The sequence below is a fragment of the Paenibacillus sp. YAF4_2 genome (assembly GCF_052113225.1).
In the GTDB taxonomy this organism is placed as follows: Bacteria; Bacillota; Bacilli; order Paenibacillales; family Paenibacillaceae; genus Pristimantibacillus.
In genome coordinates, this window is the sequence record NZ_JBFRCT010000007.1 from 365,638 (window position 1) to 390,485 (window position 24,848).

The following is a 24,848-nucleotide window of genomic DNA, read 5'->3' on the forward strand; positions in this document are numbered from 1 at the left end:
ATGTTGCACTTGACATCCATCTTTATCCAGTGGTAGAGTAGCCTCAAATTCTATATCCGTTTTAATTTATCGGAATAGTAAGCTTGTTCTGGCATAGGTTTGAGGAAAGGGAAGGTGAGGCATCTTGGCGAAACAAATTTTGTTTAATGTCTTCGAAATGTCGAGTGCGATGCATAATTCGCATGGGCTTTGGAAGCATCCAGGCAACGAGAGAACACGGCGTTACAAGGATTTGGATTATTGGACAGAGCTTGCGCTGCTGCTCGAGAGAGGGAAGCTTGATGCGGTATTTTTCGCGGATGTAATAGGGGTATACGATGTCTATCAGAAAAGCAAAGATGCCTCCATTCGGGATGCTGTGCAAGTACCACTCAATGATCCGGCTTTTGCGATCCCGGCGATGGCGCAGGTGACGAAGAACTTGTCATTTGCCCTGACGGTCAGCACAACGTATGAACATCCTTATGCGCATGCCCGCCGGATGAGCACGCTGGATCATTTGACGAAAGGACGTTTTGCCTGGAATGTGGTCACTTCTTATCTTCCAAGCGCTGCACGAAATTTCGGGCTTGATGAAATGATCAAGCATGATGATCGTTATGAGCTGGCAGATGAGTTCCTTGATGTCTCGTATAAGCTGTGGGAAGCAAGCTGGGAAGAGGATGCCGTCATCAATGATCGGGAGAATAAGGTGTTCGCTGATCCATCGAAGGTGCATGAGATTCATCATGAAGGCCGCTTCTTCCGTGTTCCTGGGCCGCATCTTAGCGAACCTTCTCCGCAGCGGACTCCTGTTATTTATCAGGCGGGTACATCACCAAAGGGCAAGGAATTTGCGGCGAAGCACGCGGAGTGCCTGTTCGTTGGAGGGCCGACGCCAGAGCAGACGAAGCAATCCATTCAAGAGATCAAGAGACTTGCAGAGTCATATGGCCGTAATTCGGATCATATTAAGGCATTTACATTCTTGAATGTCATTGTGGCAGAGACTACAGAAGAAGCTGAAGCCAAATTCGAAGAATACAAGCGGTTATGGAGCGGCGAAGCGGCGAAAGCGCAATATGGCGGCTCCAGTGGCTATGATCTGGCGGAGTATACCGATCTCGACGCGGTATTTGAATATAAACATACCGAGCATGGACAGTCACGGGCGGCTTCGCTGACCAAAGATAGTCCGAAGAAGCTTACCGTCCGTGAAGTGTTGGAGGGTTTCGATACGATGAAACGGAGATTTGCCATTGTTGGTAATCCTCAGGAAGTAGCAGACGGGATTCAAAGTTATTTTGAAGCGACCGGGGTGGACGGGTTTAATCTTACGCATATGATTACGCCGGGCAGCCTGGTAGATTTCGTTGACCTAGTCGTTCCTGAACTGCAGATGCGCGGGATTTATAAGACAGAATATGCACCAGGCACCTATCGGGAGAAGCTCTTCGGGCAAGGCAAACGCCATCTGCAGGAGGGTCATCCCGGGGCAAGGCTTCGTAGCTTAGCACAAAGCAGGGTGTAGAGAGAGGAGGAGGATGGAGATGGCCACTACGGTACATCTTTTGACGAGAACAGCGACACCGTTGCCTCATGCGCTTGGGCTTGCTTATCAATTGGGCGAGCTGATCGTGGATTTCAAGCGGCGAGGAATAGCATTGACGATGCAGCCCAATGAGATCCGGATCAGCTTCGATGAGATGCAAACGTATGCTGTACGCTGGGATGAACCATTGGAAGGGTTATCACTGTTAGCGAGTGAGAAGGAGAACCGTGTAATTCTCGGCATAACTCGGCTTTTTCGCCGCGGCTCGCTGCTTGTCCGGTCGGATTCCCATTTGCGTGGCATCCAGGACTTGAACGGGGTTGAACTAGGCATTCCAAAGCTAGCTGACAACTCCTTGGATCCTTGGCACGCTGCAGCAAGCAAAGCGGTTCACGATTTTTTGGGCAGTACGAACAGCTATGAATCTTACAAAATAAAGGTCGCTCCGCTCATCGTTCATTCGGCAGCTATTCCGGAGGAACAAGCGGTTGCCGAGCGGCTGACGGAAGCCCTGCTGTTGGGGGAAGCAGACATTGTTTATGCGGAAGGTGTACTGGATCAAAGGCTGCGCTCGTTTGTCGGTGCACGTTCTATTTATTCTAAACGATATGCTGTTCCGATTCTTCTAACCGCACCGATGCGGTTCGTCGAGGAGCAGCCTGAGGAAGCGAAGCGGCTTCTTGGCCATATTGTTGCTGCGATGGAGTGGGCAGAGCAGCATGCGGAGGAAACTTACCGTCTAATAGGTCATCTAACGGGAGTTCCCGAGAAGGAGATAACAACGGTATTCTCGGATCATTTGCATGCCCAGCTTCATATGGAATTGACCTCTGATCTTACCACAGAGCTGCAAGAGATTCAGAGCTGGCTGCTCGACAATCATTTTTTGGAGAAGTCGTTAGAGCTGGGGACTTATCTTACAAAGGATTTGTTGACCGAGGCTGCAGGAGTCATTTCAAGTCTTAACCCAAAGGAGTTATCTCCTTATGCGATAACGGATGTGCCGCAGGAGTATTTCACCGATCGGCGGTCTGTCAGGGTGCTGAAGACAGAAGAGGAAGTACTTGAAGCAGCTGCGCAATTCGCTGATTCGATCAAAGATGGAGCATCGGAACGTGACCGTGAACGGCGATTACCGTTTCCGGAACTGCTGGAATTATCCGAAAGTGGTCTGTTGGGGGCCACTGTACCCCAGGCTTACGGCGGAGCAGGTATTTCGACTGCTGCTTTAACGGACATCATTCGAATGATCTCCAAAGCAGACGGCTCGATTGGACAAATTCCGCAGAATCATTATTATTTCTTGAAGGCCGTTGAGCTGGTTGGAACAGAAGAACAGAAAAGACTGTTTTTCGGTGAGGTGCTTCGAGGGGCTTTGCTAGGCAATGCAATAGCAGAGCGTGGCGTAAAAAAAGACTTTAAGCATATGTCGACCCGGTTAACAAGAAGCAAGGGAGAGGCAGGCTACCGGTTATCGGGTAGCAAATATTATTCGACCGGCTCTTTGTATGCCAACTGGATTCCGGTGGCTGCGCTGAATGAGGAAGACAAACGGGTTATCGTATACGTTCCAAGGCATGCTCAAGGGGTGACGGTTATTGATGACTGGTCCGGGATTGGTCAGCGGATAACGGGGAGCGGCAGTGTTATTTTGCGGGATGTGGAAGTTCCTGAGCAATATGTCTTGCCGAACTATCACATATTCGATTTGCCAAATACATATCTGGCTTATGGCCAGATTATGCATGCTGCCATTGATACCGGGATTGCACAGGCCGCACTCGAAGATGCTGCAGCATTCGTAAGGGAAAAGACTCGTCCTGCCTATGGCAGTGGTGTAGAGCATGCTTCGGATGAACCAGATATGATTCGCCGGTTTGGTGAGCTCGGCATTCGGTTATATGCTTCAGAAGCCTTACTGGAGAAGGCCGCGGCGGCGATGGATAAAGCAGAGGTCTTACCAAGCCAAGACCATGTAGGGCAGGCAGGCCTGCTTGTAGAAGCTGCGAAATACAGTATGACGGAGACGGTTATTGAGGTAACGAATGCTTTGTTCGAGGTCGCTGGAACGGCTTCTATGGATATCAAATACAATTATGACCGCCACTGGAGAAATGCACGTATTCATACTCTTCATGACCCGGCAAGATTGAAGCTGCGTCACGTCGGGAACTGGGTGCTGAACGGCGTCTATCATGAGCAGAAGATCTAAACCATTCGATAATCACAGGAGGAACTATGGAATACAGAACGATTGGCAGGACAGGAGTTCAAGTATCGAGTTTATGTTTTGGCACCATGTCATTCGGCGGGAATGCTGATCGGGAAACCTCGCTGGAGCTATACAAACGCAGCCGGGAAGCCGGTATTAATTTCTTTGATACTGCTAATGTGTACAGCGGCGGAGTAGCGGAGGAATGGCTGGGTGAATTTATTACCGGGCATCGGGATGAGCTGGTTCTTACCTCGAAGGCAGGGTTTCAGGCTGGTCCTGGTTTAAATGACCGTGGGGCATCACGCCGACATTTGACCCTCCAGGTCGAAGCAAGCCTCAAGCGGCTGCGAACGGATTGGATTGATTTTTATTTCATTCATCGTTTTGATCCGTTAACCGATATTGAGCAATCGATTCGTGCGCTGGATGATCTGCAGAAGCAAGGCAAGATTGGATATCCTGCAGTCAGCAACTGGGCGGCCTGGCAAATTGCGAAGGCGCTTGGCATCTCCATTCACCAGAGCCTCGCTCGCTTCGAGTTGATCCAGCCGATGTACAATCTGGTCAAACGGCAGGCTGAGGTTGAGCTTCTGCCTCTTGCACAGTCGGAGCAGCTTGGCGTCATCTCGTACAGCCCGCTTGGGGGCGGGCTGCTTACCGGCAAGTATGGCGTGTCCCATAAACCGGACGCCGGCCGGTTGGTTGAGGTGAAAAACTATACTACGCGGTATGGGGAAGACAGCTACTATGAGACGGCTGACCGGTTTACGGCTTATGCTGCAGAGCATGGATACCATCCCGCATCACTTGCCGTTGCATGGGCCGGCAGCCATCCTGCTATTACAGCACCAATCATTGGAGCACGTAATGTCGAGCAGTTGGAGTTCTCCCTAGGCGCTGCGGATATTACGTTAACGCCGGAGCAAAGAACCGAGATCTCCCGGTTATCGGCTGAGCCGCCGCTTGCGACGGACCGCCGTGAAGAGCAGCAATACGTTTGAGCTTATATAAATGGATAAGGGAAAGAGGAATGAACAATGAGCGAAACAAATAACTACGGCTTGGAAACTTTGGCGGTGCATGCGGGACAGCAGATCGACCCAACAACTTTATCCAGGGCAGTACCGATTTACCAGACGACTTCGTATGGCTTCCGGGATACGGAACATGCGGCAAACCTTTTCGCACTGAAGGAATTCGGTAATATTTATACACGGGTCATGAACCCTACAACGGATGTATTCGAGCAGCGTATTGCTGCTCTTGAAGGCGGCGTTGGTGCACTAGGGGTCGCTTCCGGACAAGCAGCAATTACAACATCAATCTTGAACATCGTTGGTGCGGGCGACGAGATCGTATCCTCGGCTTCACTCTACGGCGGAACTTATAATTTATTCGCTCACACCTTCGCTAAGCTTGGTATTAAGGTTGTTTTCGTAGATGCCAGCAACCCGGAAAACTTCCGTCATGCAATTACGGATCGCACAAAAGCGATCTACGGCGAGACGATAGGTAATCCAAAAGGCGATGTGCTTGATATTGAAGCAGTAGCGGCTATCGCCCATGAGAATGGTATTCCGCTTATCGTGGATAACACGTTTCCGAGTCCTTATCTGCTGCAGCCAATCAAGCATGGCGCGGATATCGTTGTGCATTCGGCGACTAAGTTTATTGGTGGACATGGCACCACGATTGGCGGCGTTATTGTAGACGGCGGCAACTTTGACTGGGAATCCAGCGGCAAATTCCCGGGTCTGACCGAGCCTGACCCTAGCTACCATGGTGTTGTGTATACGCAGGCGGTTGGACCAATCGCTTATATTATTAAGGCGCGTGTGCAGCTGCTCCGGGATTTGGGTCCTGCTCTGTCACCACTTAGCTCATTCCTGCTGCTTCAAGGGCTGGAGACACTGCATCTGCGATTAGAGCGCCATAGCTCCAATGCGCTTGAAGTGGCGCGTTATCTGGAGAACCACGAGGATGTCGAGTGGGTACGCTATCCGGGTCTGCCAAGTCACCCATCCTATGAACTCGCGCAAAAATATTTGCCGAACGGCCAAGGTGCGATTCTTACCTTTGGGATTAAAGGCGGAGCTGAAGCGGGCAAACGAATGATTCACAACGTGAAGCTGTTCTCTCATTTAGCGAATGTCGGCGACTCAAAATCTCTCATTATTCATCCATCCAGCACGACTCATGCCCAGTTGAAAGAAGACGAGCAGCTTGCAGCAGGTGTAACGCCGGGACTGATTCGTCTCTCCGTCGGAACGGAGTCAATTAAGGATATTGTGCAAGATTTGGAGCAGGCGATTGAAGCAGCGAAAGCTCTGCCGGTTGCCTGAGAATAGCTTCGAAATAAATCCCTGGTCGAATTGACCAGGGATTTATTTGTTTACACTGACTTATAACTCAGCAGGCAAACCATGCAGGTACATCGTTCTGCAATCGCTATGCTGTTGAAGGGCATCAATGGTCTTCGTATGAGGCATCACATAGATGATTGGGTAATCCAGTTCCTCATAATGCTCTCGGATAGGAAATGCGAGCCGTTCCTCCTCTAGAGAAAATTGAGCATTAATTCCAGGTTTATTACCGCGAGCATCTAGTCGGATCCACCTGTCGGCAGATTGTAAATAGACGGCATTTAATGCGTGGATGACGTAGCCGGTTTCTGGTGTATCCCCAAGGGTGAGGCGTTGATAGCAATAACCTGCTGGAATGCCCTGACTCCGCAAGATCGCGCATAATAGATTTGATTTGGCATAGCAAATGCCTTCTTTATAGGCAAGAACATCGGTGGCTTTGCAGGTAATACGAGTGCTTTGAATGTCCCAAGAATGGGAGATCCGATCACGGACAAATTCGAAGGCAGATTGGATAAATGCTGTTTCATCCACTGACTGATTATGTAACTCCTCCGCTATAGCCAGAATAGAGGGATGACGATAATCGATCCATTCAGATTCGGCCAGATAGTCGGCTAATGAAGATGATTCACAACGAAAAGACATAGAATGATTCCCCCATTAGATTAATAGATCATATAATTATGCAATTAAATACATATTTACTCAATAAGTATGTTTTCTATTATTTGGTCAAAATGGTATAGTGAATAGTAGAAAGTGAGCTAAGGGAGAGGATCGTATGAAACTGGAAGAGGTTACGTCTTTTATCACCGTATTAGTTCAGCCTTGGCAAGTTGATATATGTAACAAGCTTCGGGACATGGTTCACCAGACGGTGCCAGGTGTCGAGGAGAGAATGCAGTATAAGAAACCGCATTTCTTGAAAAATGGCAAGTATGCCGCGGTCATCTCAACAGCGAAAGAAGCCGTCAGCTTTGTTATTTTTAACACATCAGAGGTGGATTTTCCAGAAGAGCAGTTCGAAGGGCCGCCTGAACGGAAGACGATTAAATTTAAGTCAGGCCAAGCGGTTGATTATGACCTGTTGGCATCCTTGCTGAACAAGGCATCGGCAACACTGTAATCAACTGCTTACACAAAGAGAACCAGTAAGTTACTGAAAGATTTTTTCATTAACTTATAGGTTCTCTTTTTTATTTTGGCCAAACATTATAATGTTCATTGACCACAAATGGTAATCGATGTATCTTAACAGTATAATAGCCGATATTAGGATGAATGAGCGGTAGAAAGGTAGGAATAGACATTAATGAAGCTGATACGAAATAACAGGCCTCTTTATATACAAGTGATGGACATTATTAAGGATCGGATTTTGCACGGGGTGTACCCGGTTGATTCGAATATTCCGTCGGAGCCGCAGCTCGAGCAGGAGTTCCAAGTAAGCAAAATAACGGTGCGTAATGCGATCAAAGCGCTCGTACAGGAAGGGTATTTGGAGACGAGCAGCGGCAAGGGCACGAGGGTCATCCGCAATACGTCGTCCTCCAAGTTGTCCAAGCTCAAGCGTTTCACCGAGGTGTTGGTAGAAGAAGGCCATCAGATTGGCAAGCAGCTAATACGTGCAGGACTGACGGACAATGAGGAAGGATCAGAGCCGTATCGCTTCTTTGGTCCACAAGCGTTAAAGGTTGAGAGGTTGTACCTGCTTAATGGCAAACCCTATATTCATTACACACATTATCTGAATGCTGCTCTATATCATCAAGGTGCAGATGATAATCTCACCATTCAGTCGCTTTACGACTGGCTGGAGGAGCAAGGGGTAGTGCCAGTGCGCTATCAGGATGAGTTTGCCGTATCGCCAGCTCCTGAAGTCGTGTTGGTATCACTCGGTATCACTGCGGAGAGCGCTGTTTTGCTAAAAAGGTCCCGCTTTGCTTATGGAGCAGATCAAGAGTTGATTGAATACAGCGTTGGCTTTTATAGTACGGACATGCATCCTTATGTTGTCAATTACGATGTGTAAAGACGAAAGGGGTCTAACATGGAAGCGAACAAGAAGACATATAACACGATTGATGAATATATTGCCGATTTTCCCGCCGAACTTCAGGTCATTCTTACAAAAATCAGGCAAGTGATCAAAGAGGCTGCGCCAGATGCGAAGGAAAAGATCAGCTATCAGATGCCGGCATTTGAACTAAACGGAAACCTGGTCTATTACGCTGCCTTCAAAAAGCATATCGGGTTCTATCCGACGGCTGACGGAGTTAGTGCTTTTCAGGAGGAACTGTCTGCGTACAAAGGTGCCAAAGGCTCCGTGCAATTCCCGTTTAATAAGCCTATTCCGTATGAGTTAATCGGACGGATTACTGCCTATAGAGCGGCGCAGAACAGGGAGAAGGGGAGCAAATAGCATGAGCGAAGTTTACTTGGTTCGTCCTGCTATGGAGTGGAAAGAAGCTTATCTGGATTTTATCAGGAATGGATAACAAGCGGAGAAGATATCGTTCCGTGGGTGGTGGAGCAGGATCCACCCGACTTTGAAGGGATGATTCAGTGGCTGGATGATCACTCCAATGGTATTGATCTGCGTGAAGGATGGGTACCTGATACGACCTATTGGCTTGCTACAGCAGATCGGGGAATTGTTGGTGCAGTCAATATCCGTCATGAGCTGACGCCGTGGCTGATGGACAGGGGTGGACATATCGGATACGGAATCCGCCCTTCGGCAAGAAGAAAAGGGTATGCGAATAAGCTGCTTTCACAGTCACTTCAGAAATTGAAGGAGCTTGGTGTTCATCAGGCTCTCGTCGTTTGTGATGAGAGTAATGTGGCATCTGCCAAGACGATTCTTAACAATGGCGGTAAAGAAGATGAACGTTATATTGAGGAAAATGGCAATGTGATCAGACGGTTCTGGATCGAAGTCTAAAATGAGAAAAGAGGGTTTATATGAGTCAAACTTTACTTAATCATCTTGCTTTTGTACGTCAAGTTACGATAACTGCAGCACAAGGGTTGCCGGAACAAGCGTTGGATTACATACCTGAGGGCTTTAATAACAACATCAGATGGAATCTTGGTCATATTTATGTCATCCAAGAGAAGTTCGCGTTCCTCTTTGCAGGTGAGCCTTTGCAATTGCCGGACAACTATGACCGCTGGTTTTCAAAAGGAACAAAGCCTGCTGATTGGCAGGATGAGCAGCTTCCGACCCTCGACGAATTGCTGAAGCTGCTGGCTGAACAGCCAGTACGGATCAAGAAAGAATTGCAGCATCGTCTGGACGAGCAGGTGAAAGCCCCTTTCACAACAGGTAATGGCTTGGCCTTAAGCACCATTGAGGAGTTCCTAAGCTATACCCTGTTCCATGAAGGGATTCACTTTAACGCGATTAATACACTCAAACGATTTGCGGCTAACAGCTTGTAAGGAAACCTCCCTGAAAATCTAGGTTAACTGTTTCGAAATTTGTCAATTTTCACACAAGCCAGTCGAAAAGTTTTGGGCTTCATAATCAACATGTCACCTTTCATCGCATATGGTGTAGTAAGGTGGTGATGATGAAGTGACATTTACACTTGTCGACTGGATTAAGTACACGTTGTGGGGCATATTCGGATTCATGATTATTGATTTCGTAATTGCCTTTTCCAAGTCGTTCTGGGAAGGAAGCTTCAAGCAGACATCATTTCTTCCTTATCTGAAGGACATTCTATTCTACGTATATCCGCTATATTTCCTCATATCGATTGTAGCTTTGGACCCGACGGAATGGACGCTAATCACATTGTACTTCATAGGTGGACTATCGCTTATAGTCAAGTACGTAATCGACATTATCGACCGGTTCCGTCCAAAAAGCGAAGAAGAAACAGACTAAAAGCACTTCGCAAGTAAAGGTTCTTCCTAGCTGTTGTTTCCGGATTCTCTGAACAATCGGACTAGTGGTCCGAATCCGGAAACAAAGGCTTCCTCAGAACCTTTACTTGCTCCGTTTCGAACAATTTAAAAAGGTTCATCACAGCTCGATGAACCGCAAAAAGAAAAGACCCCTTGAGGGTCTTTTTTTTCATGTGAGCACGCCAATCCAAATAAATCGCAAAAGCCGTACTACAGCGGTTAAACGAGCGAACAGCAGGGTGCTGCGAGCCAAATAAGACGGAAATTCCGTACTACAGCGATCGATCGGTGAAGCAGCAAGGGTGCGCTGAGCCAATTAAGAGGGAAAAACCGTACTACAGCGGACAAACAAGCGAGCAGCGAGGCGCGCCGAGCCAAATAAGGCGGAAAAACCGTACTACAGCGGTTGAACGAGCGACCAGCATAATGCTGCGAGCCAAAGAGGAGCGGGTAAATAAAAAAAGACCCGCGCGATGTCTTTTCCTGTTTCACCTAAGACGATGAAACAAGGTTTTTTTGTAGGGTAACGATGGGACGGAGCAAGTAAATGTGCTGGAGAAGCGTAGCGTTCGCCTTTGTTTTCAAAGTTTAACCTTAGACAATTAAATTCGAAAAACTTTGAAAACAACAGCGATCGGAAGAACATTTACTTGCGCAGTACCATGTTTTACCCGACAGAATTAGCTTCGTTTCATCGCTGCTGAGCATCGTCCCGATACTCTTGGGGAGTCACATCAAAAAACTTCTTAAACACGCGGATGAAATAAGCCGTGTTATTATAGCCAACAATCTCAGCGATCTCGAACACTTTACCCGGTGTCGTACGCAGCAGGAAAGCCGCCTTTTCCATACGCAGCCGATACACATATTCCGTCAGCGGTTCGCCTGTCTCGGCTTTATAGATCTTCGACAGGTACACAGGGTGAAGATGAACATGATCAGCAATAGCTGGCAAGGACACATCCTTCGCCAGATGAATATCGATGAAGGACCGCACCGAACGAACGATGGAGCTATGATTATCCTTCAGCTCTTGCTCCGCATCTTCCCGGATCCCCTGCAAAATACGAATCGACCATTCCATCAATTGCGCCGCAGTAGTATAAGCAGGAGAATGGAAGAACTTCAAGGCTTCAGGAGACAGAACCGTTGACAACAGCTTGCCATTTTTGTGGATGATATACGAAAAAGCCCCCGCCAGCACGTGATAGGCCTCAATCAACTGCTCGGATACATCCTGCTCATTACCCGCCTCCAGCATATCCCTGAAGATATGTCTGATTTTAGCCTCGATGTCATCAAACCTTCCGGCATCCAGAAGACTGATCAGGGTAGGAGGCTCGTATAAAGACCAGATCGTATTAATCGGGCTAGTCTGCACGGCCTCTTGTGTAGTGACGAATAGTCCTTTTCCATGTCCCATCTTCCTGCGCATAGTGGTAACAGCTTGCTCGTAGATCTCTTTAGCCTGACTAGGGAACTGCCCCCAGCCTCCTACCAGTATGGAGATGGCTCCCTTAAGATAGTTCTGAACATTCGTTTGAATCTGTGCGGCATAACGTTCAAGCAGACTCTTGGCATCCGCTTCCGCAATAGACAAATCCCTTGGTTTGACCAGCAGCACAATATAATCGTGGGCATCCCGTGTATGCCAGATATAATAATCATTTTGCATCATTTCACTTGTAATATTGCAGATGGCATATTCCATAAGCGCCGCATCTTGTCCGGGCATTTCTGCAAAACGCTCTTCCATCCGAATAAGCATCATACCTATGTTATCCCCATCAGCAAAAGGCAGGCCAAGCAGCTTCAGCTTGTCGGCCACTGCAGCTTGCGAGCTGCCTCTAAGCAGCTCATTCAGCGTGTTAGCACGAAGTAGCGGCAAATTCTCGTTTAAGGTATAAAGCGTCTTTTGGTAGGAAGCTACCTCTTCCCATTTTTCTTTGATCTGATTAACGACACGTTGCACAGACTCCAGGAGATCCTCATCACTTACCGGCTTGAGAAGGTAATCAAAGGTATTCTGGGCAATCGCTTGTTTGGCATAATCAAAATCGGCGTAGCCGGTGAGCAGAATCGTTTTTACATGCGGCCATTTGCCGTTGATCTGCGTAATCAGCTCAATCCCCGACATTCCCGGCATTCGGATATCTGTGATGACAATATCGACGGCATGATTCTCCATCATTTGAAGGGCCATTGGGCCGGATAAGGCTTCATGGACAACGGTAATTCCACATTCTTCCCAAGGAATCGTCTCCGCCAGTGTCTCTACAACGGACCGTTCATCATCTACCAATAAGAGCTGTAACATGCTGATTCACCTACTTTTTTATATCATTTAAGATCTAGTGTCATTCCAAGAAATAGTCGTCTTGACTCCGCCTAATTCCGAACGGGAATAGGAGAGCCCAGCATCTTCGCCAAATAAATAAATCAGTCTCTGATGCACATTCCATGTTCCGCAGCCCATTTTATCATCAAGCGGCTTGGTAAGGCTGAGTTGCAGCTCATTGATTTCCGCGCCCGACATGCCAACTCCGCTGTCTTCTACGGTAATTCTGTAAACGCCATCATTTTCATGAAAACCTCTAATGATGATTTCCCCATTCTCTACCTGCGGCTCAAGACCGTGGACAATGGCATTCTCAACAATCGGCTGCAAGGTTAGTCGGGAAATCGTCTTGTCCAATATATCATCGGGCACCTCAATCGTAAATCGCATCCTCTCAAGACGGAGAGACTGAATTTCAAGGTAATTGGTGACCATACTGACCTCTTCGCGAATCGTAGCGACATCGTTCTCCGACCTCGTAATGTAGCGGAAATATTCCCCTAAATTCAGCGCCATGGCAACCACGGCTTTTTCATTTTTCATCCGGGCCATGTTCTTGATATAGAACAAACAGTTGTATAGAAAATGCGGGTTGATCTGAGATTGAAGATGCTTTAAGGTCGCCTCGCGCCTGCGAAGCTTCTCCTCGTATACATTCTCAATCAGCTCTTGAATTCGCTGAGCCATAATGTTGAATCTCCCAAGCAATAGGCTGAATTCACTGTTGCCGGAGTGGCGCAAACGGACCGAGAAGTCACCAGATGACAGACGTTTTGTCCCCCTTACTAGCTGCAAAAGTGGCATCTGGACACTACGGTAGATGACGAATATAACCGCAATACTCATGACGAGCAGGACCGCAATCGAGGTATAAAATAAATTCCGGCTGTTTGTGATGGGACTTAGAATTTGCTGCATCGGAACATAATCGACGTAATACCAATCTAGACTATTAGACTTGATATACGAGACGTAATATTCGGTGTTATCCAGCTTTGTACGGAATCCTCCTTTGTTGCCAAGACTGGATGATTTCAACTTTTGCGATAAAAGGGCGATCTTTGGTTCGTTAGCGGATTTGTTCCGGATGGTGCCTTGTGTGGCATTGAACAGGAAAGGATCACCGCTGTTGTTCACTTTGTTCTCGTCCAGCATGGTCTTTATGTGATTGATTGGGAAGTTGATCTTTGTAATCAATCGAGCACGACGGGGATTGGACATCGCTGTCGTTGGCTCGGTTGCGTACCAGACAAAGCTGTCTCCCATATACTCCCATGATTTAAGAAACGGTTTGGTAAAAGCATCCTCTTGATAAGAGATCGTATTGTAATATTCCGTCGACAGAGCGTCTCCGGTGCGTGGGAAGTATAGAGTGATTGTGGAATGCCATTTGCTGGCGGCATTGTATAGATTCATTTTTTCCAGAATAGCAACACTCAGCTTCACTCGCTCATAAGGCTGCCCTTTGAAGTCAGGACGCTGGAAATCCTGGATACTGGAGTCTTGTCCAATCGATACGCCATAGAGTGATAATTGATAAATATTGGACTCGACCTGGGCAGCAAAGGAGGACAAACGATTGGTTGTGCCGCTTTGGATTTCGTTCTCGATCACGCGTACACTTTCCCGGTTGGAGTAGGTGTAAAGGGATAGAACCGGGATGAGCAAGAGCAGGACCAGAAGTGTGATTTTGGTGAAAACATTAAAGCGCAGCAGCAAAGAGAGGCCCCCTAAGATAGTTAAAATATCAATATCGTTGTTGCAATATTAGGATATAGATCGGAAATGGGCGTTGCTATAATCGTTATATTACAAGGTCAGGACGACCTAGCAAAGTAAAATATTTTGTCAGAACATGGGGGATGCCGCGGTGAAAGACACAGCTATACCATCAACAACGCAACAAAATAAACGCCGTGTTTCCAAAAACAAATGGAACATGAAACGGAATTGGCCGCTTCACTTGATGCTCTTGCCGGCGCTTTTGCTTGTCATTATTTTTCAATACGTCCCGATGGCCGGGATTGTTATTGCCTTCCAAGATTTTAAACCGTGGAAAGGGTTAACCGGTTCCGAATGGGTAGGACTAGACAATTTCCGCTTCCTGTTCAAATACCCGGATATTGATCAGGTGATCTGGAATACGCTCGTTATCGCCTTCTTCAAGATGGCTGCAGGACTAGTTGTTCCGTTCCTATTCGCCATTCTGCTCAATGAGATTAGGATGATGGCATTCAAGCGGGTTACGCAAACGCTGGTCTACTTACCGCATTTTATGTCGTGGGTTATTCTCGGGGGTATCTTGCTCGATATTCTGTCTCCAGACGGAGGGCTCGTTAATAAGCTAGTGACGGCACTTGGTATGAAACCAATCTTCTTCCTCGGGGATAATAACTGGTTCCGATTCACTCTGATAATCAGTGATGTCTGGAAGGAATTTGGATTCGGAACGATTGTTTTCCTTGCTGCTTTAGCGGGGATTAATCCAGCACTTTATGAAGCGGCAGAGGTAGACGGTGCGACTAGGCTGAGACAGACCATTCACATTACAATGCCGGCGCTGATGCCAATTGCCATTGTGCTTGGAACGTTATCGATTGGCAATATTCTAAATGCAGGCTTTGATCAGGTCTTCAACCTGTACAACCCTCTCGTGTATGAGAAGGGAGATATTATCGATACCTTCGTTTATCGGCTTGGGATTTTGAATGGGAAAATGAGCTTTGCAACGACGGTTGGCCTGTTCAAATCCGTTGTCGGAATTGTGCTCATTGCCACTTCGTACCGATTAGCCTATAAATTTGCGAACTATCGCGTCTTCTAAGGGGGTTCTTCTTTTGTATTACAAAACGTTAGGCTACAGGCTTTTTAATATCGGCAACTATGTGTTTCTTGGCCTTCTTTCTCTCTTATGTATTCTGCCTATTATTCATATCCTTGCCGTATCGCTCAGCAGCATGGCACCTGCCAATGCGAATCTCGTAGGCTTCTGGCCAATGGGGTTTACGACAGATGCTTATGCGAAGACGTTCGGCAATTCCAATTTCCTTAACTCCTTGTGGATATCGGTTGAGCGGACCGTATTGTCTACGGTGATTGGCATGCTCATTGTATTACTGACTGCTTACCCCCTGTCGAAGGATGACCAGAACTTCAAAGGACGTACGATGTATATCTGGATCTTTGTCTTTACGATCTTGTTCAGCGGAGGACTTATCCCAAGCTACATTCTGATTCAAAAGATTGGACTTATGGATTCCATTTGGGCACTTATTCTGCCTGGTGCGGTGTCGGTCTATAATATCATTCTGATGCTGAACTTCTTCCGCGGCTTGCCTAAAGAGCTTGAAGAAGCAGCACATCTGGACGGTGCGGGTCAGCTCAAAACGCTTGTTCTGGTGTTCATTCCTTTGTCGATGCCTTCCATTGCGACATTGTCGCTGTTCACGATGGTTTATCAATGGAATTCCTGGTTTGACGGGATGATTTACATGCGGGATATCAAGGATTATCCACTGGCTTCGCTGCTTCAGACGATCATCGTGCAGCAGGACTTCAGTAAGATTAATGTGGATGCGAAACAATTGGAGAACATCTCGAATCGTACCGTTCGTGCTGCTCAGATCTTTATTGGCGCACTTCCGATTCTACTCGTGTATCCATTCCTGCAGCGCTTCTTTGTTAAAGGGATGGTCATTGGCGCGGTAAAAGAATAGCTATAACAACTGTTGTAAGAAGGGGCCGCGCAAGCGGCCTCATCTATGATAAAAATTTTAGGAGGGTACTATGGTTAAAAAATGGATGTCTCGAATGGTCATTTGCAGTCTGCTGGCTTCCTTTGCCAGCCCAGTTATCGGAGTGGATAGTACGTATGCTGCAGAGCCAGCTCAAGTGAAACCGTTTCAGGATCTGGAAGGACACTGGGCAAAAGCTGCTGTAGACCGTATGGCTTCACTTGGTATTGTAAGCGGTTACGACACGGGGGTCTTTAAACCCGGCTTGTCGATCAGCAGAGCTGAATTTATTACGATGCTGGATCGTGTATTTGGTTTTGCCGGTAAGGAATCAGCAGCCTATCATGATGTAGCAGCGGATGCCTGGTATTATGATGCGGTTACAAGAGCAAGCGGTTCAGGCGTTGTGAATGGGATGGATAAGGATCATTTTGCACCAAATGCACAGATTACGAGAGAAGATGCTGCAGTTATGATCGATCGGGCGTTTGAGCTCTCAACAGACAGCGAATCCGATGCCGAACTTAAGCAGTTTAAGGATAATAAGGCTGTTTCCAGCTATGCTAAGAAAGCGCTTTCCTATTTGACGGGTGAGAAAGTTATGAAAGGCTTCAACGGTAAGCTACAGCCAAAGTCGCCAATTACACGTGCTGAATCTGCTGTTCTCTTGTCCGGCATGATTGGTGATTTGATCACCAAGCCAGTCGTCTATGATGCTTCCAAATTAGAAGGCAATCTGATCATCCGCGCAACCGATGTTACGGTCAAGAATACAGCGGTGCATGGCAGTCTGCTTCTCGCCGAAGGAATCAAGGAAGGCGACGTTACGCTGGAAGGTGTTACGGTTACAGGCAAGACCGTTATTAAGGGAGGGGGAAGCCATTCGGTTGTCTTTAATGGTGCCCAGCTGAATGACGTTTCCATTAACAAACCTGGAAGTCCCGTGCGAGTTGTTTTTCAGAATGGTACTTATGCAGAGCAGGTAAGAATTCAAACACCAACAGATTTCGAGTGGTCTGAAGATAGTGAAGTGAAATCCCTCCAGGTTCAGTCAGATGGTGTTACGGTGAATGATAAGCCAATTTCTACGGGAACGGAGACTTCATTAGGAGCTGGTACTTCCGGTACAACAAATCCGCCAACCACTACAAACCCGCCGGTAGCTTCAGGAGAGACACCGGTACCCTCAACGACGATTCCAGATAAGGACTGGCAGCTGGTCTGGAATGATGAATTTAATAAACCGGCTATCGATACGACCAAATGGACGGTCGTGGACACGGGTGTTGTCTATAACAATGAACTGGAATATTACAGGCCAAATAATGCTGTTATTGAAAAGGATGGAGACCGTAGTGTCCTGAGCATTAAGGCTAAGAAAGAAGAGTATCAGGGAAGCAGCTATACGTCTGCGAAGCTGATAACGAAAGAAAAGGGCGATTGGACTTATGGCAAAATGGTCGTTCGCGCCAAGCTTCCTGCTCAGCAGGGAATGTGGCCTGCAATATGGATGCTGCCAACCGATGAGGCTCATTACGGCGGATGGCCGGCTTCCGGTGAGATTGACATGATGGAGCTAATTGGCGGAGCAAACAAAAATAAGGTCTTTGGTACGCTTCACTATGACAGTGTTCAACCGGATGGTTCACATGGCTCCGATCAGAGCAGCTATGTGCTGCAGAACGGTGCGACCTTTGCCGACGACTATCATGATTTTCAATTAGAATGGCTGCCAGGCGTTATCCGTTTCTATGTCGATGGTCAGCTTTATCATGAAGTAAGAGATTGGAAGACCAAAGGGCCTGGACAGCCGGAATACTATACGTATCCTGCACCATTTGATAGACCCTTCTACATGATTCTAAATTTGGCTGTAGGCGGAGACTGGCCGGGAGCGCCAAATGGAGATTTTACAACGGATCAGATGAACGTGGATTTTGTACGGGTGTATGAATATAAGAACCTGGACAGCTGGGAAGATGTAACGGGTAATCCTCCTGCTCCTGAACCAAAACGAGCGGCACAAGCGGATGGTAATTTGCTCTACAATGAGAAGTTTACCCAAGTAACGGATGCGAACGGAGTTCCGCCATACTGGCAGTTCCTCCTGAACGAAGGCGGAAGTGGTCAAGTGTCTGTTGTGGATGATGAGGCAAAAGGGAAAGCGGCCAAAGTATCAATCACGAATGCTGGTACACAGGGCTATTCGGTACAACTGACCCAAATGCCGGTCTACTTGCAAAAGGGCAAGAAATATAAAGTAACCTATGATGCCAAAGCGGATGCGGAACTGAACATCATGTCGAAGGTGAATCAATTTGAGAAAAACTGGAAATTATACTCCGGGGAAAAGCAGAGCCATCTGACGACAGAGTGGCAGTCCTATGAATATACCTTTGATATGTTAGAAAGCACTGATAATAATGCTAGATTTGAATTTAATCTTGGCAAAGATGCAGCAACAAGTGCCTATTTCGCAAATGTGAAGCTTGTAGAAATCGGAGATGCCTCGCCGCAGCCGGAAGTGCCGGTGGAACGGACAACGCTACCGGATGGCAATCTGATCTACAACGGTACGTTTGATCAAGGCTCGAATCGACTGGCCTTCTGGACAACATCGGTTGCCGAAGATGCATCAGCTGAGTTCAGCGTGAACAATTTCCTTGCGTTCCCGGTTATGGAGCGGCAATTGGTTGTTGATGTTGCGGATGGAGGAGCAGAAGCGGATGCTGTAACAATCTCTCAACCGGGATTGGTGCTGGAGAAAAACAGCGAATACGCGATTTATTTTGATGCAAAGTCTGACACGGCTCGTAAGATGAATCTTGATGTGGCCAGCAGCCACCCTGTTTTGTTTCCAAGTGGTAGTGAGATTTCGCTTGGAACAACGATGCAAACCTACTCGACAGAGGTTGTGATTGGAGACGGCGCAGATGAGGCTGAAGCGGAGCTTAAGCTGTTATTTGGCGGCGAGAGCGGTAAAGTAGTTGTAGATAATGTCCGCTTGGTGAGGCGTGGCGCGCCTATCTCAGTATCGGGTTATACGCATATTCCTGCTGCTGGTGCTTGGGAGATGCAGGGCTTGCAGCTTGAGAACGCCAGTGAGGGCGGCAAAAACGTTGGCTATATGGACGAGGGAGATACACTGAGATACAAGATTAGCGTAGAACGTTCTGGTGAATATGCGATTTCAGCGAGAGTAGCGAGTGGTCAGGAGGATTCGCAAGTCCGTTTGAACGTCAAAGACGAGACAGGTGACCTTATTGCGCAGACGACTTATGATCTTGGCAGCACAGAGGGATGGCAGAAGTATAAGACGATATACTTGGACCCAGTAGAATTGGAAGCCGGTAACAGCTATTACCTCGATTTCGAGGGATACGATTACAACACTCTTTGGGTAGATATGTCGCCTAATATTGTGTTGAATGGTGATTTTGATACAGATCTGAGCAGTTGGAACCTTACTCCTGGTGAGCCTGCTTCTATGAGCAGATCGAGTGAAGGCGAGTTAGTAGCAGAGCTGCCGGGAACAAGTCAGAACTGGTGGGATTATACGCTGCAGCAGAGCAATGTGAACATCGTGAAGGGCAAATCTTACAGACTGGAGTTTGATGCGTCTGCGTCGAGCTCGAAGAATATACAGGTTGTTGTCTCGCAGAGCAGCGGCGAATTCGCCAAGTACCTGGAGCAGACAGCTGCATTAGCAGCAGACCAAGCTCATTTTACTTACGATTTTACAATGGATAGTGATTCCGATCCGGCTTCTGTCCTTGTGTTTGGATTAGGCAATCCGACAGCTAGCGAGGGCGCAAATTCGGTTACGATCGATCACATTTTGCTGTATGAAGTGAATGGCTCGGCAGAGACAGGAGGACAGCCTCTTAACGTCAATTTGCTGCAAAATGGTGGCTTTACAAACGGTACAGAGGGCTGGTTCTCCTATACGGCAGCTTCAGGCCAACTGGCTATCGCCGCAAATAATAACAAACTCGAGGCATCCATCGGCTCGATAGGCGATAACGCTTGGGATCGGCAAGTGATCCAGGAGGGCTTCGCGATTCAGCAAGGCTCTAAGTATCAGTTTACTTTTAAAGCGAAGGCCAGCACCGTTAGAAAATTAGGGATTGGCATCGGCTGGGTAGATGTTCCGGCTGGTTATGCTTGGCATGGTTACTTTGGCCAACAGGTCGATCTGACGACAGAGGAACAGACCTTCACCTTTACCTTTGATGTGACAGATGGCAGCTATGATCCTTCTCGTATTTCCTTCGATATGGGCAATATTGCGGGCGGCAATGCCGGTGATACGACCATTACGATCTCGGATGTTAATCTGGTCAATTTGGGGCCGAATTAACACCATTTTATAGATCGAAAATGCACGCTTGGAGGAGGGATAGGGGAAGGCTGGCGGATTTACAGTGTCCTATCACATTTGGAGGTGTTGTATGAAAAAGAAAGCATCACTCGTTATGGCTGGTTCGGCAATTGTATCGATGTTATTCGTTTCAAGTTCGTACGGAGCTACTGAGTTTTGGGAACCTTTGACGTACTATAATCCTGCAACCTGGCAAAAGGCTGATGGCTACTCCAACGGCGGTATGTTCAATTGTACCTGGCGTGCGAACAATGTGAGCTTTACGAGCGATGGCCATTTGAAGCTGGGCTTAACAAGCTCTGCCTACAACGTATTTGATTGTGCGGAATACCGTTCCGTTTACAAGTATGGTTATGGTCTCTATGAGGTCAGCATGAAACCGGCTAAGAACACAGGCATCGTATCTTCTTTCTTCACCTACACCGGCCCGTCTGATGGCACGCCATGGGATGAGATTGATATTGAGTTCCTCGGTAAAGACACAACCAAGGTACAGTTTAATTACTTTACCAATGGCGTAGGCGGTCATGAGAAAGTCGTAGATCTAGGCTTCGATGCGTCACAAGGCTTCCATACTTATGCTTTTAATTGGCAGGCAGGCTCTATCAAGTGGTATGTTGACGGTGTCCTCAAGCATACGGCTACTTCAACGATCCCGACCAATCCAGGCAAAATCATGATGAACATCTGGAACGGCACAGGTGTAGACAGCTGGCTCGGTGCCTATAATGGCGCCAATCCGCTCTATGCCGAATATGATTGGATGAAATATACAAGCAATTAAAGTCAGAAACGGTGCAGGAGGTTCCTGCACCGTTTCTGTGCAAATAATTCCCGGCTAGTAGTTAGTGGCCTCGTACAGTAAAATTTTAAAGATATATATTCAATTTTTAACATCCTAAGGAAGTGCAATTGATGTTGCAATCTTAGTATAGAACGAGGTAGTCCAACTCCTTAATATAGGTTTTGTAAACTACTACATTGCACTGGGGGAAATGCAGTTGAAAGAAAATAAAAGAAAGTTGCTGCCTACGATGGTGCTCGCGGGAGTTATGTCTCTAACAGCGATCACTAGTGCGTGCGGCAACAATAACAATGCACCGGACAATGCCAATGCAAGTACAAATGCAAATGCCACTGCCAGCGATGCGCCTGCTAATAACGCCGCTGAAGACAATGGAACAAACGAGCTCAAGAAATATGATCCACCAATCACGATCAGCTACCTGCGCCCATGGGGCCCGGATGTAACATTCAAAGATGGTGAAGATGCAGACAATAACGTACATACGAAGTGGGCACTGGATAAATTCGGAATCAAGCTGAAGAACCAATGGATTGCTCCTTCGACGAACAATGCTTTTGAAACGAAACTTCGCTTGTCTCTTGCAACAAATGAGAAAATGCCGGATATCATCTCCTACCGTGGCGACTTCACCCTCGTAAGAGAGCTGATCGATTCCGGACGTTTCGTAGATGCTGGTGAACTGTTCGACAAATATGCCAGCCAAACTTGGAAAGATGCCATGAACGAAGATCCAACTGTATGGTATCCGTACATGGAGGATGGCAAGCGAGTTGGTATTCCAATTCTCGATTACGCTTACAACGGCGACCCGGTTATGTGGATTCGCGAGGACTGGATGCAGAAGCTTGGGCTTCCAGCTCCTAAGACCCTGGCTGATCTCGAAAAAGTGATGGATGCCTTCACCAATCAGGATCCAGATGGCAACGGTAAGAAAGATACGTACGGTCTCGCGATCGGCTTCAAAAACTGGCTAAACACGTGGATGTCTGATGCTGGCTGGATCTTCGGCATGTATGGCACGCAGCCAAACCAATGGAATAAAGCAGCGGATGGCACGCTCGAATACGGTTCCGTATCCGCAGGCTCGAAGCAAGCACTCGCAACGCTTCAAAGCTGGATGAGCAAAGGCTACCTGCCGACAGAAGCGGGCTTGTACGACGAGACGAAAGCGTCGGAAGATTTCACAGCAGGCAAAGCAGGTATCGTTGTTGGTCCTCACTGGATGCCGGCATGGCCGCTTGAAGATGTGAAGAAAAACAATAAAGACGCACAATACAAAGCTTACGCGCTGCCTGCTGGACCAGACGGCAAAGTGGGACGCCATGGTACAACAAACTCCAACGGTGTTGTGTTGATTAATGCAGAGATGGAACATCCAGAAGCGTTCTTCGAATATCAGAACTACCTGTTCGACCAACTCGCGAATCCTCCAGCTGGCGGCGAGTTCGAGAATGGTATGGCAGAAGGTTATGACTGGGTAATGGTAGACGGTCAGGTGAAAAAAGATGCTGCAAGCACTGGAGGTTTTGCTCCAGAGAAGTATACGCTCACATTTGACGGAGCACGTATTCCAAGCCTGAATATGCAAGTGCTCGCGAAGCTGGCGAATGGCGAAGAGGCAACTACACCATTCGAGAAGAAGAACAAATTAAGCGCGACTCAGCCACTCCTCGAAGCAGCTAAGATTGTTCTGGAACAGAAGGATGCGGTTATGCCGCAAATGTTCACAGGTGCTCCAACAGAAACGATGCAAACGAGCAATGATATCTTGACGAAGATGGAGAAAGATACATTCTCCCAAATCATCTACGGTAAAGCTCCTGTTGATTCCTTCGATAAATTCGTAGAGAAGTGGAAATCTTCCGGCGGCGACAAAATTACGCAAGAAGTGAATGACTGGTACAAATCCGTTAGTGCTGGTGCAAAATAATAAAGGTTAGGCAAACGAGTGATCGCTTCTCCCATTTGGAGAGGCGGTCACTTTTTTAATAAGGCAAATCCTTTCCTACTATTCACTCCTTTAAGAGTTTGCTATAGTAGGGGTTATTTAATAAGTAATCACTATTTGGGGAATTAGAGGTGCTCAAATGAGAACCATTATGATTATGCTCGACACTTTGAATAGACGTGCTCTATCCGCTTATGGCGGAGAAGGCGTTATAACACCGAACATTGATCGGCTGGCTGAGCAGTCTGTTGTATTCGACCAACACTGGTCTGGCTCATTACCATGTATGCCGGCTCGCAGAGATATGATGACCGGGCGTGCTGCTTTTCTAGAAAAAGGTTGGGGCGGCATCGAGCCGTTTGACCAAACCTTGCCGGCTGCCCTTCGGGGAGCGGGCGTCTTCAGTCACATCGTCACCGATCATTATCATTACTTTGCGACAGGTGGGGAGAATTACTGTCAGTCTTTCTCGACGTGGGATTTCCACCGGGGGCAGGAGGATGATCCTTGGTTGTCTTCTGTCGCAGATCTGCAGAAGCGGGCTGAGTATTTCGGGCAAGTGAGGGAGCAATGTGACAAGAATCGGACGCAGTTCATCCGGGAGGAAGACTATCCGGGACCACGGACGATTCAAGCGGCATGTGATTGGCTGGAGAGGAATGGACGCGAAGACCGTTATTTTCTAACCGTTGAAGCGTTTGATCCGCATGAGCCTTTTGATACACCTGATTATTATTTGGAGATGTATCAAGATAACTATCAAGGTCCGGCTTATAGCTGGCCGAAGTATGGCACGGTTGATGTACCACCCGATGCCCTTGCCCATATTCAGAAGCGTTACGCCGCGACCATTACTATGATTGACGTGTGGCTTGGCAAGTTGTTTGATACGATGGAACGGCTGGATATTTTGGATGATACGATGATTATCTTCACGACTGACCATGGCTTACTGCTCGGCGAGCATGAGCAGACGGGCAAAAACGTGATGCATGTTTACAATGAGCTGGCTAATATTCCGCTTATGATCAGGCTTCCTGAAGGTCAGGGAGCGGGGACACGGATCAAGGCGCTTACACAAAATATTGACCTCATGCCAACTATTCTTGATTATATGGGCGTAGAAATTCCGGAAACGGTGCAAGGAGCTTCGCTTCTTCTATTAATAGAAGGAACGCAGGAGCATATTCGGGAGGCTGCTTTATACGGTTATCACGGGATGTGCGTGAACGTAACGGACGGTCGTTATACTTACATGCGCGCGCCGGTCTCGCCGGATAATTATCCGTGTTATACGTACACGGCCATGCCAACGACGTTCCGCTCTTATCTAGGACGTATCGCCCCTGAACAGATCGAAGCAGGACGATTCCTGCCCTATACGTCTTATCCAGTCTTCAAGATTCCGGAAAGTACGGAAGGCTTGAAGTATGCACGGAATCAGTTCGTTATGGAGACACGTCTTTATGATCTTTCGAATGATGGAGCCCAGGAACATCCGCTGCATGATGAAACGGCAGAGGCTAGAATGATCGAGCTGCTTATTAATGGAATGAAGCAAGCCGGAGCACCCGAGGAACAGTATGTCAGACTAGGCTTAGCTTAGGCAGGG

General features: G+C 47.5%; 18 protein-coding genes and 1 pseudogene. 16 read left to right on the plus strand and 3 right to left on the minus strand.

The window, feature by feature from the left end; genetic code table 11:
- Positions 1–124 precede the first annotated feature (124 nt).
- From AB4Y93_RS18570 to AB4Y93_RS18585, 4 genes are read left to right on the plus strand one after another with little or no spacing between them, the layout of a single operon-like run.
- Positions 125–1,510 (plus strand): LLM class flavin-dependent oxidoreductase, encoded by a 1,386-nt coding sequence (locus AB4Y93_RS18570; protein ID WP_441894343.1) that lies wholly within the window; start codon positions 125–127, stop codon positions 1,508–1,510.
- Between the two features lie 19 nt (positions 1,511–1,529).
- Entirely contained in the window at positions 1,530–3,743 is a 2,214-nt protein-coding gene (locus AB4Y93_RS18575) for an SfnB family sulfur acquisition oxidoreductase (protein ID WP_441894344.1), read from the plus strand.
- A 26-nt stretch (positions 3,744–3,769) separates the two neighbouring features.
- Positions 3,770–4,747, plus strand: a complete 978-nt coding sequence (locus tag AB4Y93_RS18580) for an aldo/keto reductase (protein WP_441894345.1) — start codon at positions 3,770–3,772, stop codon at positions 4,745–4,747.
- Positions 4,748–4,783: 36 nt separating this feature from the next.
- The gene (locus tag AB4Y93_RS18585; RefSeq protein ID WP_441894346.1) at positions 4,784–6,088 is read left to right on the plus strand and encodes a homocysteine synthase; all 1,305 of its coding nucleotides are present in this window, start codon (positions 4,784–4,786) and stop codon (positions 6,086–6,088) included.
- 60 nt (positions 6,089–6,148) lie between these two features.
- Here AB4Y93_RS18585 and AB4Y93_RS18590 read toward each other — a convergent pair whose 3' ends face one another.
- Positions 6,149–6,757, minus strand: coding sequence for a transglutaminase-like domain-containing protein (locus AB4Y93_RS18590; RefSeq protein ID WP_441894347.1), 609 nt, complete (start codon positions 6,755–6,757; stop codon positions 6,149–6,151).
- Positions 6,758–6,893: 136 nt separating this feature from the next.
- Between AB4Y93_RS18590 and AB4Y93_RS18595 the strand changes: the two genes are divergently transcribed.
- The 6 genes and pseudogenes from AB4Y93_RS18595 (at position 6,894) to AB4Y93_RS18620 (ending at position 10,007) form a co-directional block, all read left to right on the plus strand.
- A complete protein-coding gene (locus AB4Y93_RS18595; RefSeq protein ID WP_441894348.1) occupies positions 6,894–7,238 on the plus strand; it encodes a DUF1801 domain-containing protein in 345 nt (114 codons plus the stop codon).
- Between the two features lie 186 nt (positions 7,239–7,424).
- Entirely contained in the window at positions 7,425–8,144 is a 720-nt protein-coding gene (locus AB4Y93_RS18600; RefSeq protein ID WP_441894349.1) for a GntR family transcriptional regulator, read from the plus strand.
- 18 nt (positions 8,145–8,162) lie between these two features.
- On the plus strand, positions 8,163–8,534 hold the full coding sequence (locus AB4Y93_RS18605) for an iron chaperone (protein WP_441894350.1): 372 nt from the start codon (positions 8,163–8,165) through the stop codon (positions 8,532–8,534).
- A 1-nt stretch (position 8,535) separates the two neighbouring features.
- Positions 8,536–9,056: pseudogene (locus AB4Y93_RS18610) on the plus strand (GNAT family N-acetyltransferase).
- Positions 9,057–9,076: 20 nt separating this feature from the next.
- Positions 9,077–9,556, plus strand: coding sequence for a DinB family protein (locus AB4Y93_RS18615; RefSeq protein ID WP_441894351.1), 480 nt, complete (start codon positions 9,077–9,079; stop codon positions 9,554–9,556).
- Positions 9,557–9,692: 136 nt separating this feature from the next.
- The gene (locus tag AB4Y93_RS18620; protein ID WP_441894352.1) at positions 9,693–10,007 is read left to right on the plus strand and encodes a hypothetical protein; all 315 of its coding nucleotides are present in this window, start codon (positions 9,693–9,695) and stop codon (positions 10,005–10,007) included.
- A 711-nt stretch (positions 10,008–10,718) separates the two neighbouring features.
- Here AB4Y93_RS18620 and AB4Y93_RS18625 read toward each other — a convergent pair.
- Both AB4Y93_RS18625 and AB4Y93_RS18630 read right to left on the minus strand, forming a co-directional pair.
- Positions 10,719–12,344 carry a response regulator transcription factor gene (locus AB4Y93_RS18625; protein ID WP_441894353.1) on the minus strand — a complete coding sequence of 542 codons (1,626 nt, stop codon included), beginning with the start codon at positions 12,342–12,344 and terminating at the stop codon, positions 10,719–10,721.
- A 27-nt stretch (positions 12,345–12,371) separates the two neighbouring features.
- Complete coding sequence (locus AB4Y93_RS18630) at positions 12,372–14,084, minus strand: sensor histidine kinase (protein WP_441894354.1); 1,713 nt, start codon at positions 14,082–14,084, stop codon at positions 12,372–12,374.
- Positions 14,085–14,304: 220 nt separating this feature from the next.
- On the opposite strand from AB4Y93_RS18630, the gene AB4Y93_RS18635 reads away from it, so the two are divergent.
- The 6 genes from AB4Y93_RS18635 (at position 14,305) to AB4Y93_RS18660 (ending at position 24,842) form a co-directional block, all read left to right on the plus strand.
- A complete protein-coding gene (locus tag AB4Y93_RS18635; protein WP_167278948.1) occupies positions 14,305–15,189 on the plus strand; it encodes an ABC transporter permease in 885 nt (294 codons plus the stop codon).
- Positions 15,190–15,202: 13 nt separating this feature from the next.
- The gene (locus tag AB4Y93_RS18640; RefSeq protein ID WP_441894355.1) at positions 15,203–16,081 is read left to right on the plus strand and encodes a carbohydrate ABC transporter permease; all 879 of its coding nucleotides are present in this window, start codon (positions 15,203–15,205) and stop codon (positions 16,079–16,081) included.
- A 70-nt stretch (positions 16,082–16,151) separates the two neighbouring features.
- Positions 16,152–20,459, plus strand: a complete 4,308-nt coding sequence (locus AB4Y93_RS18645; protein WP_441894356.1) for a carbohydrate binding domain-containing protein — start codon at positions 16,152–16,154, stop codon at positions 20,457–20,459.
- A gap of 115 nt (positions 20,460–20,574) precedes the next feature.
- A complete protein-coding gene (gene bglS / locus AB4Y93_RS18650; protein WP_441894374.1) occupies positions 20,575–21,264 on the plus strand; it encodes a beta-glucanase in 690 nt (229 codons plus the stop codon).
- Between the two features lie 211 nt (positions 21,265–21,475).
- Positions 21,476–23,218 (plus strand): extracellular solute-binding protein, encoded by a 1,743-nt coding sequence (locus AB4Y93_RS18655; RefSeq protein WP_441894357.1) that lies wholly within the window; start codon positions 21,476–21,478, stop codon positions 23,216–23,218.
- Between the two features lie 157 nt (positions 23,219–23,375).
- Positions 23,376–24,842, plus strand: coding sequence for a sulfatase (locus AB4Y93_RS18660; RefSeq protein WP_441894358.1), 1,467 nt, complete (start codon positions 23,376–23,378; stop codon positions 24,840–24,842).
- Positions 24,843–24,848 lie beyond the last annotated feature (6 nt).